Genomic DNA, 14,102 nt, shown 5'->3' with positions numbered 1-14,102 from the left:
CTAACCGAGCAGGTTTGACCGCAGCGCGGCCACCTCCTGCGCCGATACCGCGGCCGCCTCGAGGAAACCTCCCACCGAGCCGTACGCCTCGTCGAGCTTGCGCCATGCCGCGGCGAGGTACTCCTCGCGCACACCGAGCACCTCGTCGGTCAACCGTGCCTCGGCAAAGGTGATCACCTCGGGCGTGCCCTCGGACCGGGCGCGCACGTTCTCCAGGATCCGTTCCCGCAGCGGCGCAATCGCGTCGTTGCTACGCAGGAAGTCCGCGATCACCAGGTCGTGGTCGACACCGGCGGCGTGCAGCACCGTGGCGACCGTGAATCCGGTCCGGTCCTTGCCGGCGAAGCAGTGCGCGATCACCGGACGCTCCTGGCTCAGCAGGGAGATCACCTGGCGCACAGCGAGATGCGCGCCGGGCAGGGTGGGAAACTCCTCGTACACCTCGGTCATGTAGCGCTTGGCCGATTCGCTGACGTCCTCGTCGCCGGGTGACTCGGACATCACCCGCTGGAACGTCGACTCGTGCGGCGCTTCCTGATTCGACGAATCGTCGGGGTGGAACGGCAGCAGGTGGATCGACACGCCGTCGGGCACCTGGCCCGGTCCGTGCCGTTGCACCTCCCGGCCCGAACGCAGATCGGCCACATCGGTGATGCCGATCCGGCGGAACTCCTCACGGCCGACGTCGGACAGCCGGCTCAACTCACTGGAGCGGTACAGCAGTCCGGGCCGGGTTCCGGTGATCTCGGCGACGTCCCGAAAATTCCACGCCCCCGACAGTTCTCCGAGTTGGGCGGTCACTGCGCAGTCACCGCCGCTGCTGCCAGAGGTGACTTCTCCCGGCCCAGCTCGGCTCGGGCGATGGTCCGCATGTGGACCTCGTCGGGACCGTCGAACAGTCGCATGGCGCGGTGCCACGAGTACAGCCGGGCCAGCGGGAAGTCGTCGCTGACCCCGGCCGCGCCGTGCACCTGAATGGCTCGGTCGATGACATCGCAGGCGATCTGCGGGGCCACCGACTTGATCTGGGAGACCAGCACGTGGGCAGCCTTGTTGCCTTCCTGGTCGATCATCCAGGCAGCCTTCTCGCACAGCAGCCGGGCCTGGTCGATCTCATTGCGGGACTTGGCAATCGACTCGCGCACCACACCCTGTTCGGCCAACGGCTTGCCGAACGCGACGCGCTTCTGCACGCGGTCGACCATCAAGGCCAGGGCACGCTCGGCGGCACCGAGCGCGCGCATGCAGTGATGGATCCGGCCCGGGCCCAGCCGGGCCTGGGCGATCGCGAAACCGCTGCCCTCCTCATGGAGCAGGTTCTCGGCCGGCACCCGCACGTTGTCGAACACGATCTCGCAGTGCCCGTGCTGGTCCTGCCAGCCGAACACCGGCAGCGAGCGCTGGATGTCCACCCCGGGGGTGTCGACGGGCACCAGGATCATCGACTGCTGGGCATGCGAGGCGGCGTCGGGATTGGTGCGGCCCATCACGATCAGGATCTTGCAGCGCGGATCGGCCGCCCCGGTGATCCACCACTTGCGGCCGTTGATCACATAGTCCGCACCGTCGCGCAGCATCGTGGTCTCGATGTTGCGGGCATCCGAGGACGCCACGGCGGGTTCGGTCATCGCGAACGCGCTGCGGATCTCACCGGCCAGCAGCGGATCCAGCCACTGCTTGCGCTGTGCCTCGTCGGCGAACAGGTGCAGGGTCTCCATGTTCCCGGTGTCCGGGGCCGCACAGTTGAGCGCCTCGGGGGCGATCTCCAGGCTCCACCCGGACAGTTCGGCCAGCGGCGCGTACTCCAGGTTGGTCAGGCCGGACTCCGAGGGCAGGAAGAGATTCCACAGCCCGGCAGCCTTCGCCTTGACCTTGAGCTCCTCGACCACCGGCGGCACCGTGTGATCTCCTGCGCCCTTCTCGTCGCGATAGGCGTGGTACGAGGCTTCGGCGGGCAGAACGTGCTCCACCATGAAGTCGGTCAACCGGGAGTGGTAATCAGCCGCTTTGGCCGACATCGCGAAGTCCATGCCAGCCACGATAGCCACATGGTTAGACAGGTAGAAAGGTGGCATGACCGAGACCCGCCCGCCTTTCCCGCCCTTCACTCTGGAAACAGCCCTGCAGAAGGTTCAGGCCGCCGAGGACGCCTGGAACACCCGCGACCCGCAGCGGGTCAGCCTGGCCTATACGCCGGACTCGCAGTGGCGCAATCGCGACCTGCACATCGTCGGACGCGAACAGATCGTGGAGTTTCTGACCGCCAAATGGGAGCGGGAGCTGGACTACGTTCTGCGCAAGAGCCTGTGGGGGTTCCGGGAGAACCGGATGGCGGTGCGGTTCCAGTACGAATGGCACGACGCGCAGGGCCAGTGGTACCGCAGCTACGGAAATGAACTGTGGCAGTTCACCCCGGAGGGCCTGATGGCCCGCCGCGAGGCCAGCATCAACGACGTCCTCATCGAGGAGTCGCAGCGGCGTTACTTCGGTTTGCGCCCTGAGTCGGAGTACGGCCGGGACATCGAGCTCTGGTAGTTGCGCGGCTCGCCGGGGTGGTGGCCGCCGAGCGTGCAGGCCAACACCCCGGCCAGCACTGCCAGACCCATTACAGTGCCGGCCACGGCCGGCCACCCCGCGGCGTCGAACGCCAGCCCGCCGACCCAGCCGATCAAGCTGGAGCCGGCGTAGTAGAAGAGGTTGTACAGCGAGGACGCCTGCGCCTTGCCGTCACCGGCGGCCGCGCCGACCCAGCCCGAGGCGATCGCATGCGCGCCGAAGAACCCGGCGGTGGCGATCACCAGCCCGATCAGCACCACGATCACGTTGCCGGCCAGGGTGATCGCGACGCCGGCGATCATCGTGGCGATCGAGCCGATCAGCACGGTCTTGCGGCCGAACCGGGTGGCCTCGGCGCCGGCCCGGGCCGAGGCCCAGGTCCCCGAGAGGTAAGCCAGGAACACCAGGCTGACCACGGTCTGCGGCAGGTGAAACGGTGCGGCCATCAGCCGGAACCCGAGGAAGTTGTACATCGCCACGAACCCGCCCATCAGCAGGAAGCCCTGGCTGTAGAGCACCAGTTGACGAGGTGAGCGCAGGTTCTCGGCCAGTCGCCGGGCCAGGTTGCGGCTGCGGGTCGGGGTGAAGCCGCGCGCGGGCGGGGCGAGTTTGACGAATGCGAACGCCGACAGGCCGCACAGCACCGCGACCACCAGCACGCCGACGCGCCACCCGGCGAACTCGGCGATGGGCCCGGTGACCAGGCGGCCGGCCAGTCCGCCGATCGTGGTGCCCGCGACGTAGGTGCCTGCCGCGCGGGCGGCATGTCCGGCCTCGATCTCCTCGGTGAGGTAGGCGATGGCCACCGCGGGCACCCCGCCCAGCATCAGCCCTTCGAGAAGCCGGCCGGACAGCAGGAGCGGCGCACTCGGGGCCAACGGCACGATGAGCCCGAGAACGGTTGCCGCACTGATGGATATCGTCATCGCCTGGACCCGGCCGATCCGGTCGGCCAGGGCGGACCACGGGATCACGCCCAGCGCCAGGCCGACCGTGGCGGCCGAGATGGTCAACGCGGCGTGGGCGGCGCCGGTGCCCATATCGCGGGCGATCAGCGGGAGGACGGCCTGGGGCGAGTACAGCTGCGCGAAGGTGGCGACCCCGGCGCAGAACAATGCGGCCAGCAGGCGCCGGTACTCGTTCGAGCCACGTGAATGCCCCTGCCAGTCAACGGAGGTCAGGGAGGTGGACACTCAGTCGACGGTAGGGCGCCCGCAAAGATGTGTCCAATGCATGAGACTAGTCAATGTCATGCACGTCATGCATGACGAATTCGGCCAACCGGGCCGCGGCCGGCGGCAGTTCGCGGTCCGCGTTCCAGGTCAGGCCGATCTGGCGTTTGGCGGAACTCTCCGACAGGGGTATGTACGCGGCGCCCGGCTCGGCCCGTTCAGGCCGCGGCACCGGCACGACGGCCACCCCGAATCCCGCCGCCACCAGCCCTTCTATGGTCGGGATCTCCATGGCCTCGAACACCACGGGCGGCGAGATCCCGGCCTCGGCCCACAGCTCATCGGTGAGCTGGCGCAACCCGAAGTCCGGCGCCAGCGCCACGAAGGGTTCGGCGCCGGCGTCGGCCAGCCGGATCCGGGACCGCCGGGCGAAACGATGCTCACGCGGCACAGCCAGGCACAACCGCTCCATGTGCAGCCCGCGCCAGCGGAAACCCTCCGGGCGTGGTGAGGTGATCGCCAGGTCGGCCTCGCCATTGGCCAGGCGTTCGACGATCTGGTGGGCCGCACCCTGGAACAGCTCGAAGCGCACCAACGGAGCCTCGGCGCGGAACCGTCGCAGCAGATCGGGCACGAACCAGCCGGCCTGCGAATGCAGGAACGCCAGCCGCACCGTTCCGGTATCGGGATCGCGCGACTCCGCGATTCGCTCAGTGGCCGTACGGATTTCGCTGATGCTGCGACGTGCGTGCTCCAACAGGATGCGACCGTAGGCATTGAGCCGAAGCCGTCGATTGACCCGATCGAACAGCGGCACCCCCACCTGCTCCTCGATCCGGGCCAGCGCGCGTGACAAGGTGGGCTGGCTGATGCCGAGTTCGGCTGCGGCGTCGGTGACATGCTCGGTCTCGGCAAGCACCACGAACCACTGCAGCTCGTCCAGATGCATACCGCCGACTCTAAACGCGCTGATCACCGACCCGCGCTGTGCCATGCTGTGGCGCATGGCCGAAAAGGTGCGGGTGGTGGTGGGCGACGACCACCCGATGTTCCGCGAAGGCGTGGTGCGCGCCTTGATCTCCAGCGGCGAGATCGACGTGGTGGCCGAGGCCGACAACGGCGCCGACGCACTGGAATTGATCAGAACCCATCAGCCACAGGTGGCCCTGCTGGACTACCGGATGCCGCAGCTCGACGGGGCCCAGGTGGCCGCCGCGGTGAGCCGCGACGAGCTGCCCACCCGGGTGTTGCTGGTCTCCGCGCACGATGAGTCGGCCATCGTCTACACCGCGCTGCAGCAGGGGGCGGCCGGGTTCCTGTCCAAGGAGTCCACCCGCAGTGAGCTGGTGAACGCCGTGTTGTCGTGTGCCAAAGGCCGTGACGTGCTCGACCCGAACCTGGCGGCCGGGCTGGCCGGCGAGATCCGTCGTCGCAACGAACCCGATGTCCCGGTGCTCAGCCCGCGTGAACGCGAGGTGCTCGACCTGATTGCCAAGGGCCGCTCCATCCCGGCAATGGCCAAGGAGCTGTTCCTCGCCCCGTCGACGGTGAAGACCCACGTGCAACGTCTGTACGAGAAACTCGGTGTGAGCGACCGGGGCGCGGCGGTCGCGGAGGCGATGCGCCGCCGGCTGCTGGACTGACATGGCCAGCGGGCGCGTCGTCGAGTTCTTCACCACTCAACCGGTCCGGGTCTCGGCGCTGCTGCGGCTGCCGCTGATCGGCCTGATCGTGGTGCTGGTCTCGGTATGGGATGTCGACCACTGGCTACCGGTCCTGTACGCGGTGATCCTGAGCGTGTACACCGCCGTGGCAGTGCTGTGGCTGGTGGTGGTGTTCCGCGGGCCCATGCCGCCGTGGGCCGAGTGGGCCTCCACCGCGGTCGACGTGCTGGTGCTCGTCGCCCTCTGCGCGGTGTCGGGCGGTGCTACCGCGGCGCTGCTGCCGGTGTTCTTCCTGTTGCCCATTTCCGTTGCGTTCCAGGATCGTCCGTGGCTGACCGCGCTGCTCGGTGGCTGCACCGCACTGGGCTACCTGGCGGTGTGGATCCTGTATTCCGAACGTGACGACAACGTCGGTCTGCCCGACATCGTCTATATGCACGTGGGATTTCTGGCCTGGCTGGCGGTCGCGTCGGCGGCGTTGTCTTTCGTGCTGGCGCGGCGTTCGGCGCGGGTGCGGACGCTGATGGAGGTACGGCGCCAGCTGGTATCGGAGTCCACCCGGGCCGATGACCTGCGCAATGCCGAACTGGCCGAACATCTTCACGACGGGCCGCTGCAGATCCTGATGGCCGCACGCCTGGAGCTCGACGAGATCCGCGAACGCATCCCTGACCCTGGGCTGGACCGGGTCCACGCCGCCCTGCAGGAGACGGCGGTCGGCCTGCGCTCCACGGTGACCGCGTTGCATCCCCAGGTTCTGGCGCAGCTGGGGCTCACCCCGGCGGTGCGGGAACTGTTGCGCCAGTACGAGACCCGGCCGGATATCACGGTGCGGGCGGACCTGGAGGACGTCGGGCACCCCGAAGGTCAGGCCCTGCTGTACCGCGCCGCCCGCGAGTTGCTGGGCAACATCAACAAACATGCCGGCGCGAGCACGATTTCGGTCGGCCTCTACCGGTCGGGCGATCGTGTCGTGCTCACCGTGGCCGACGACGGCAAGGGATTCGATCCGTCGACGGTGGCCCAATCGGTCGCCGAGGGGCACATCGGGTTGGCCTCGCTGCAGGTACGAATCGAGGCCATGGGCGGCTCGATGGCGATCAGTTCGGAAGCCGGATACGGCACCCAGGTCCGGGTCACGCTGTAGCCGCGGCTATTTGACGCAGGGAATGCCGGAGACCTTCATCTGGCTCAGGTCGGTCGGAGCCGCGGACTTGGTGCCGGACGCGGTCGCGGCCACCGTGGTCACCGGCGTACTGGCGGTGGTTTCCTCCGCCGCCTCGTCGGACGAGCCCCACGTCGAATCCGACTCAGACTCCGAGGAACTCGCCGAGGACGAGTCGTCCGATCCGGTCATGTAGTCCTCACCGGGAAAATCGGTACCCAGCGTCAGCTGTACCGTCCCGGCGGTCACCTCGGAGGACGGGGTGGCGATCACTTTCAGCTCGTCGGCCAGCGACTGGGCGGCGGCCTCGGCGCCGGTCCCGTAGTCGATGGTGGTGACGGCGGCCAGAGATTCCGCATCGCCGATCTGACCGGGGGTGAATCCATTTGCGGAGAAAGTGGTCTCGAGCTGTGCGGCCAGTCCGGAGTAGGTGGAGGCGTTGACGACGTCGAGCACCGCGCCGTGGCCTTCGAGTACGTGCGCCGGTGCTGCGGGGGCGTCGGTGGTGCCCCCAGGTTGGGCGACCAGGTCACGCACGATGGCCCGGATGGCGTGGATGTCGACGATGTTGATGTCCTCACCCAGCGAGTTCTGGCCGAACTCCTTGATGGGCAGGGTGTAGAGGGTGGGCGGCGCACCGGTCAGTGCCGACGCCCGACTGGCGAATTTGGCCAGATCGAACCCGGAATCCAGCGCGACGTTCTGCTTCGTGACGTTGAGGAGATCGCGCAGCATCGTGGGACTCGAGAGGGCGCCGCTCTTGCCCAGGGCCGATACGAGTGCGGCGATGAAAGCCTGCTGGCGTCGGGTGCGGTCGAGGTCGGTGAAGTTCTCGTCATTGATGTCGCGGCGCTGACGCACGAAGGCCATCGCCTGCGCGGCGTCGATCTGCTGCACGCCCCTTCGGAAGTCGGCGCCGGAGTACGGATCCGCGGTGTCGGCGTTGAGGCACACCGTGATCGGCGCCACAGCCTTGGCGATCTGGAAGAACGCGCCGAGGGTGACCTCCACGAAATGGTCGATCGGGATTCCGAGCAGATTGCGTACGGTGGCGATCTGGGCCCGGCGCCCGGCCTCACGGGCCTGCTGCTCATTCGCCGACGGATCTTCGGACGAGGACTCCAGCGACTCCATCTCGCGCTGATAGGCCCAACCGTAGGCCTGCTTGACCTTGCCCTTGCACGGGTCGACGTCGCAGCCGGCCAACTCGACGTAGTCGTCGCGGGGGATGGAGAACGCGGTCGGCGGGCCGCCGTTGCCGGGCAGGTGCACCACGATCAGCACGTTGGCGTTGTAGCCGCCGACGGTCTCGTCACCGGCGTGCAGTGCCTCGTAGACGTCCTGCGGCAGCGGGTTGCCGTGCTGATCCAGCCTGCTGTCCAGCCCCATGATCAGGATGTTCTCGGTGTCCCCGGAAGAGACGGGGCCGCCTTCCAGCGCGTTGGACGTGGTGATGCCGTCCAGCGCGCCGTGGTACGACACCCAGCCGGCACCGGTTCCGGCCAGCACCGTTGCCGCTATCAGGCCGACGGCCACCCGACGGGCAGCCCGCACGCCGCGGCGCGGCATACGGTGCCGGGGGGCGCTGGCGGAGTGGGCGGGTGCGTTCATGGCACCTGCCATTATGGGGCCGTTCGCTGAGACTCCGTTCACCGGGGAAAACGGCTGGTGGACATCGGCGCCTCGGCATTAGCGTGCGGAGCATGAAATTGCGCATCGCCGTGGGCGTGCTCGTGCTGGCCGTGGTGGCGTTGCTGCTGAACGAACTGGTCGTGACCAGAACGCATCGCCAGGCCGAGCCTTTCGCCGGCGGACATGTGCTGGAGCTCGACGGCCCCGATCTCAACGTGCGGGAGTACGGGCCACCGGGGGAGCGCGCGGTGGTGTTGCTGCACGGGTATTCGGCTTCCATCGAGTGGTGGGAACGGGTGGCCCCGCAATTGGCCCGCGATCAGCGGGTGATCGCCATCGATCTGGTCGGCCATGGCGGCTCGGAGGCACCCAGCGCCGCCACTGCGTATCGCTCGGCCGAGCAGGCCAAGGCGGTTCACAATGCGCTGGTGCAGCTCGGCGTCCAGCATGCGGTGCTGATCGGGCATTCGATGGGTGGCGCGGTTTCGGCCGAACTGGCCCGGCAGTATCCGGATCAGGTGGAGCGCGTGGTGGTGTCCGATACCCCTGCGGCTGACGATCTGGTCGCCATGCCGCTGCTCGGAAAGATGGTGTGCTGGCCGGTGATCGGCCCGGCGCTGGACCGGTTCCGGACAGTCGATGCCATCACCGAGAGCTCCCTGCAGACCGGATTCGCCGCGGACTACCCGGTGCCGGACTTCGCGTACCGCTCGTTGAAGCGCCTCACCTACGCCGGGGTGTGCGACTCCACCGAGGGACCGCACCCGGTGGTGGAAACGCTTGCCGCACTGCACAAGCCGGTGCTGGTGCTGTGGGGCGACCAGGACGTGCTGACCCCGACGGCACCCAATGTTGAGCGTTACACCGCGGCCGGGCTGACGCCGGTGGTGATCAAAGGTTCCGGACACAGTCCGATGGTCGAACAGCCAGATCAGTTCCTGGCTACGGTGACGGAGTTCCTCAAGAGCCCAGTCCCCGCGAGATGACCAGGCGCTGAATCTGGTTGGTGCCCTCGAAGATCTGGGTGATCTTGGCTTCGCGCATGTACCGCTCGACCCGGAAATCGCGGGTGTAGCCGACACCGCCGAACACCTGCACGGCATCGGTGGTGACCTTCATGGCGGCGTCGGTGGCGATCAGCTTGGCGACGCTGGCCTGGGTGGAGTAGGGCAATCCGAGGTCGCGACGCCGCGCCGCATCCAGATAGGTGGCCCGCGCGCTGACCACTGCGGCTGCCATGTCGGCCAGCAGGAACCCGAGGCCCTGGTGGTCGATGATCTTGCGGCCGAAGGTGGTTCGCTCATTGGCGTACCGGACGGCCTCGTCCAGGGCGGCCTGGGCGATACCGACCGCGACGGCGGCGATGCCGAGCCGGCCGGAGTCCAGCGCGGAGAAGGCGATCGAAAGACCTTGTCCCTCTTCCCCGATCAGCCGGTCGGCGTCGATGCGGGCATTGTCGTAGAACGCCGAGGTGGTGGGCACCGCGTGCAGACCCATCTTCTCCTCGGGTTTGCCGAAGCTCAGCCCCTCGAGATCGGCGGGGACCAGGAAGCAGGAGATGCCCTTGCTGCCCTCACCGGTGCGGGCGAACAGGGTGTAGAAATCGGCCTTCCCGCCGTGGGTGATCCACGCCTTGGAGCCGTTGAGTACGTAGGCGTCGCCGTCCCGGGTGGCCTTACAGCTCAATGCGGCGGCGTCGGAGCCGGCCTGCGGTTCGGACAGGCTGTAGGCACCGATCTGCTCGCCGGAGAGCATGCCGGGTAGCCAGCGCTTCTTCTGCTCCTCGCTGCCGTAGGCCAGCAGCGGGTGCGAGGACAGGCTGTGCACGCTGACCGCGACGCCGACGGCGGCCCAGCGCGCGGCGATCTCCTCGAGGACCTGCAGGTAGACCTCGTACGGCTGGCCTCCACCACCCCACTGCTCGGGCTGGGGCAGGCTCAGCAGCCCCGCCGCGCCGAGTTGGGCGAAGACGCCCTCGGGGTAGGTCTCGGCTTTCTCGTGCTCGTCGACGATCGGATCGAGCACCTTGTCAGCGACATCGCGGGTCAGTGCGATGAGCTCACGAGCTTCGTCAGTGGGCAGGAGGCGGTCAACCGGCATAGTTGCACATCCTAGTTTCTCCGCGAGCCGGGGCGACGAACCCGGATTCGGTCCGGTCAAAGCCAGCGGAAAATCCCGTCGTATGTGGAGAACAGTCCGCTGCCTGCCCACAATGACAGCGCCAAGTTGGAAACGCCGGACTTCCGCCACACCTCTTGCCCCGTTGTCCCGTCAATCGCCACAACTTCGTCGTTGTGTTCGGTGTAGGTGCCGAACAGCATGCGTTGACCGTCGGACCCGAGGAACTTGAAGTACGTGCCCATGCTGAGCTCCGTCGGTGCCTCCACAAACGGGTTGTCACTGTCGGTCTCACACGTCTGGACCTTCACACGCACGACACTGTCATCACGCAGGATGATGAAACACGTGGTTCCGTTGCCGTATGCCGCGATGCTGCGGGTTCCGTTCTGACCAACGTGCCGGGTCCACAAGGCGCGGCCGGATGCCGGGTCGAAGGCACGCAGGTCGCCGCTGGCCTCGTTGTAGGCCAATGGGTAGTAGAGGCCCGATGATCCGGAGGTTTGCAGATTCATGCCGACCGACCAGCGGTGACCGTTGGTTCCGAACCCTTCGACAAACGTGAAGCCCTCACTCGGAACGGATGCGGTCTTGGTACCCCCGAAATCATAGAAATCGAACGTCTGTCCGTCTGACAACGCAAACCCCGATGCGAAAGCAGCGCTTCCGAGTGCGCTCGCACCCTGGAGGATGGGGTTTCCGGTGTTGGCATCGAGAACTCGGCCGTCCAGGGCTACGACGATGCCCTGATCGCCGTAAACTGCCACATTCTGGTGACCGGTCGACCTCGGATCCACTTGCTTGTCGGGGGTACGCCAACCCACCGAGCCGTCCGCTCGGTAGCCCACCACCTCATCTTCGAGCACGACGACGAACCCGTCGCCGGCGCTGTACATACCTCGGATCTCTCCCCAGTAGGTCCCGGGCACCTTCGTGCTGTTCTTCTCGGCGCCCGTTGCTGTGTCGAAAAACACGAGCCCAATGCCTGTGTCAGTGGATTGGACACCGTCACTGAAGGCACACCCGATGGTCGTGGCCGCCCGGTCAATCACGCATTTCGAGAACATGTAGTTGAGGCTGCTGCCCGCCAGGCTGGCCGGCATCACCGGCTTCGGCCAGCGCGGCTGGCCATTCCCGGCATCTACTGCGAGCACACCTCGGCCTTGTTGGTTGTCAACACTGACCACGAGGGTGTAGGCATCGCCGCCCAAAATGTGGTTGGAGACGCTGTCCGGGCGATAGTTCCAGCGTGGTTTGTCGAGTGGCTGTTCGAGCGAGGGCACCAGTTGATCGCGTGGTGGTCGCAGTGCACCCAACGGCGGCACGGACGTCGGCAGCGGCGACGCCGTGGCCGGGCTGGTTGCGTCACGGGTATTCAGATGCCACAGCAACGCTCCGGTGCCCACTGCCGTGACGACCACGGCAGCCACCACTGTGATCACCAGCCACCGCTTGTTGCGGCGCGGCGGCTCCGGCGTGGGAGCGCCCTGCCCGTATCCCGCCTGAATCACCGGAGGCTGCCAGCCACCTGCCCCGAACGGACTGGGGGCCGACGGTGGCAGGCCTGCGTGCTGGAACGGGTCGGGGTTCGCCGGCGTAGGCATTCCCTGGAACGGGTCCGGGGCCGAAAACGGTCCGGACGGCGGCGGAAATCCCGCGGGCGGGTAGGTCATTGAACCCCTCCATCAATCACCAGGCCAGCAATCTCAATCACCCTATAAGAGGGTGATCGCGGGCCCGCGACCCAATTTGCGGGAGAAGAAGTCGGTGGTGCGCACGTTCGACACAGTGCCCCCCGAGGGACATTGCCGAGGGCGGGAGGCGGTCAGCGCATCCGCGCGATGATCTGAATCTCGACCAGCGCACCCGGCACGGCCAGCTCGGTGACGCCGACCGCGGTCCAGGCCGGGTACGGCGCGGGCACGAACTCGTCTTTGACCTCGCCGAATACCTGCACGTGTTGTTGCAGGCCGACGTGGTAGCTGGTGATGTCGGTGACGTCGGCGAAGGTCAGCCCGGCCTCGGCGAGCAGCCCGCGCAGGTTCTCGAAGGCCTGGGTGAACTGTGCCCGGGGCTCCTCGGCAACGCTCATGTCGGGGTGGATCCCGATCATCCCCGAACAGCGCACGTGATCGCCGTCGATGACCGCGGGCGCGAAGTGGTGGGCGTCGCACATCGGCTGCATCCACTGCGGGACAACTATTTTCATGCTTGGCTCCTGGTTCAGCGCAGCTTAGCCGCACCTTGTCCCGCGAGCAGACACAAAACTGCCCCTTCTCCGAGGAAAAGGGGCAGTTTTGTGTCTGCTCGCCGGAGAAATCCGGCGGAAGAAACTAGACGTGCTCCGCCACGGGCAGCGCCGCGAGGATGTCGTTCACGCGATCGCGGGCGTCGCCGAACAGCATCTGGGTGTTGTCCCGGAAGAACAGCGGGTTCTGCACACCGGCGTAGCCCGAGGCCATGGACCGCTTGAACACGATGACGTGGTCGGCGTTCCACACCGTGAGCACCGGCATGCCGGCGATCGGGCTGCTCGGATCCTCGGCCGCGGCCGGGTTCACCGTGTCGTTGGCGCCGATCACGAGCACGACGGAGGTGCCGTCGAAGTCGTCGTTGATCTCGTCCATCTCGAGCACGATGTCGTAGGGCACCTTGGCCTCGGCCAGCAGCACGTTCATGTGACCGGGCAGGCGGCCGGCGACCGGGTGGATGCCGAAGCGGACGTTGACGCCGCGCTCACGCAGCTTGCGGGTCAGGTCGGCGACACCGTACTGGGCCTGGGCCACCGCCATGCCGTAGCCGGGCGTGATGATGACCGAGTCTGCTTGGGCCAGCAGGTCGGCCGCACCCTCGGCGTTGATCTCGCGGTGCTCGCCGTAGTCCTTGTCCTCGGCGGGCCCGGCCTCGATGCCGAAGCCGCCGGCGATCACGGAGATGAACGACCGGTTCATCGCCTTGCACATGATGTAGGACAGGTACGCACCGGAGGAGCCGACGAGGGCGCCGGTGATGATCAGCAGATCGTTGGACAGCAGGAAGCCGGAGGCGGCCGCGGCCCAACCGGAGTAGCTGTTGAGCATCGAGACCACGACGGGCATGTCGCCGCCGCCGATCGAGGCCACCAGGTGCCAGCCCAGCAGCAGCGCGAGGACGGTGACGGCGACCAGCAGCCACAGGTTCGGGGAGATGACGAACCACACGGTCAGTGCGACGAACAGCACGAGCGAACCGACGTTGAGGAAGTTCTTGCCCGGCAGCATCAGCGGCGCGGACTTCATGCGGGCCGACAGCTTGAGGTTGGCCACGATCGAACCGGTGAAGGTGACGGCACCGATGAAGACACCGATGAACACCTCGGCCGAGTGGATGCCGAGCATCTTCTCGCCGACGAGCTTCACGGCTTCGTTGCCGCCGAGGTCGTTCTCGACGTGCAGGTAGCCGTTCCAGCCGACCAGGACGGCGGCCAGACCGACGAAGCTGTGCAGCAGCGCGATCAGTTCGGGCATGCCGGTCATCTCGACGACCTTGGCTCGCCACAGGCCGATCGCGGCGCCGACGAGCATCGCGCCGACCAGCAGGGCCAGGCCCAGTGGCTCGATCTCGCGGTTCCAGGCCAGCGCGATGGTGGCGATCAGGGCGACCGCCATGCCGACCATTCCGAAGGTGTTTCCGGCCCGCGACGTCTCATGCTTGGAGAGGCCGGCCAGAGCGAGGATGAACAGCAGGGCGGCGACGACGTAGGCCGCGTTCGCCACGTTGGTGATGGTTTCTGCGTTGAACATGAATCCGTTCCAA

At 67.2% G+C, this 14,102-nt stretch carries 13 protein-coding genes; 4 read left to right on the top strand and 9 right to left on the bottom strand.

Annotated elements, in window-relative coordinates; genetic code table 11:
- The gene (locus ACWEFV_RS15995; protein ID WP_450070873.1) at window positions 1-801 is read right to left on the bottom strand and encodes a tyrosine-protein phosphatase; all 801 of its coding nucleotides are present in this window, start codon (window positions 799-801) and stop codon (window positions 1-3) included.
- Window positions 798-2,018: an acyl-CoA dehydrogenase family protein gene (locus ACWEFV_RS15990; protein ID WP_450071023.1), complete on the bottom strand. Its 1,221-nt coding sequence runs from the start codon at window positions 2,016-2,018 to the stop codon at window positions 798-800. The genes ACWEFV_RS15995 and ACWEFV_RS15990 overlap by 4 nt, the downstream gene beginning before the upstream one ends.
- 55 nt (window positions 2,019-2,073) lie before the next feature.
- Between ACWEFV_RS15990 and ACWEFV_RS15985 the strand changes: the two genes are divergently transcribed.
- A complete protein-coding gene (locus ACWEFV_RS15985) occupies window positions 2,074-2,535 on the top strand; it encodes a nuclear transport factor 2 family protein (RefSeq protein WP_135451413.1) in 462 nt (153 codons plus the stop codon).
- On the opposite strand, the gene ACWEFV_RS15980 is transcribed toward ACWEFV_RS15985, so the two are convergent.
- Window positions 2,481-3,749 carry an MFS transporter gene (locus ACWEFV_RS15980; RefSeq protein WP_450070872.1) on the bottom strand — a complete coding sequence of 423 codons (1,269 nt, stop codon included), beginning with the start codon at window positions 3,747-3,749 and terminating at the stop codon, window positions 2,481-2,483. The genes ACWEFV_RS15985 and ACWEFV_RS15980 overlap by 55 nt on opposite strands.
- A 46-nt stretch (window positions 3,750-3,795) precedes the next feature.
- The gene (locus ACWEFV_RS15975) at window positions 3,796-4,677 is read right to left on the bottom strand and encodes a LysR family transcriptional regulator (protein ID WP_450070871.1); all 882 of its coding nucleotides are present in this window, start codon (window positions 4,675-4,677) and stop codon (window positions 3,796-3,798) included.
- A 43-nt stretch (window positions 4,678-4,720) separates the two neighbouring features.
- Here ACWEFV_RS15975 and ACWEFV_RS15970 point away from each other — a divergent pair, with 43 nt between their 5' ends.
- Window positions 4,721-5,371 carry a response regulator gene (locus tag ACWEFV_RS15970; RefSeq protein WP_135451415.1) on the top strand — a complete coding sequence of 217 codons (651 nt, stop codon included), beginning with the start codon at window positions 4,721-4,723 and terminating at the stop codon, window positions 5,369-5,371.
- Between the two features lies 1 nt (window position 5,372).
- Entirely contained in the window at window positions 5,373-6,539 is a 1,167-nt protein-coding gene (locus ACWEFV_RS15965; protein WP_450070870.1) for a sensor histidine kinase, read from the top strand.
- Window positions 6,540-6,545: 6 nt separating this feature from the next.
- Here the strand turns inward: ACWEFV_RS15965 and ACWEFV_RS15960 are convergent, their stop codons facing one another.
- A complete protein-coding gene (locus tag ACWEFV_RS15960; RefSeq protein WP_450070869.1) occupies window positions 6,546-8,168 on the bottom strand; it encodes an LCP family protein in 1,623 nt (540 codons plus the stop codon).
- A 92-nt stretch (window positions 8,169-8,260) separates the two neighbouring features.
- Between ACWEFV_RS15960 and ACWEFV_RS15955 the strand changes: the two genes are divergently transcribed.
- Window positions 8,261-9,175 carry an alpha/beta fold hydrolase gene (locus ACWEFV_RS15955; RefSeq protein WP_450070868.1) on the top strand — a complete coding sequence of 305 codons (915 nt, stop codon included), beginning with the start codon at window positions 8,261-8,263 and terminating at the stop codon, window positions 9,173-9,175.
- On the opposite strand, the gene ACWEFV_RS15950 is transcribed toward ACWEFV_RS15955, so the two are convergent.
- The 4 genes from ACWEFV_RS15950 to pntB form a co-directional block, all read right to left on the bottom strand.
- Window positions 9,150-10,289 (bottom strand): acyl-CoA dehydrogenase family protein, encoded by a 1,140-nt coding sequence (locus ACWEFV_RS15950; RefSeq protein ID WP_450070867.1) that lies wholly within the window; start codon window positions 10,287-10,289, stop codon window positions 9,150-9,152. The two genes, ACWEFV_RS15955 and ACWEFV_RS15950, sit on opposite strands and share 26 nt — an antisense overlap.
- Window positions 10,290-10,345: 56 nt before the next feature.
- Window positions 10,346-11,980, bottom strand: a complete 1,635-nt coding sequence (locus tag ACWEFV_RS15945; protein ID WP_450070866.1) for an outer membrane protein assembly factor BamB family protein — start codon at window positions 11,978-11,980, stop codon at window positions 10,346-10,348.
- Between the two features lie 152 nt (window positions 11,981-12,132).
- The gene (locus ACWEFV_RS15940; RefSeq protein ID WP_450070865.1) at window positions 12,133-12,516 is read right to left on the bottom strand and encodes a RidA family protein; all 384 of its coding nucleotides are present in this window, start codon (window positions 12,514-12,516) and stop codon (window positions 12,133-12,135) included.
- A gap of 124 nt (window positions 12,517-12,640) precedes the next feature.
- Window positions 12,641-14,089, bottom strand: coding sequence for a Re/Si-specific NAD(P)(+) transhydrogenase subunit beta (gene pntB, locus ACWEFV_RS15935; RefSeq protein WP_450070864.1), 1,449 nt, complete (start codon window positions 14,087-14,089; stop codon window positions 12,641-12,643).
- Between the last annotated feature and the right edge of the window lie 13 nt (window positions 14,090-14,102).

The sequence above is a fragment of the Mycobacterium sp. NPDC004974 genome, from assembly GCF_053600815.1.
This window is presented reverse-complemented; position numbering and strand designations above follow the sequence as displayed.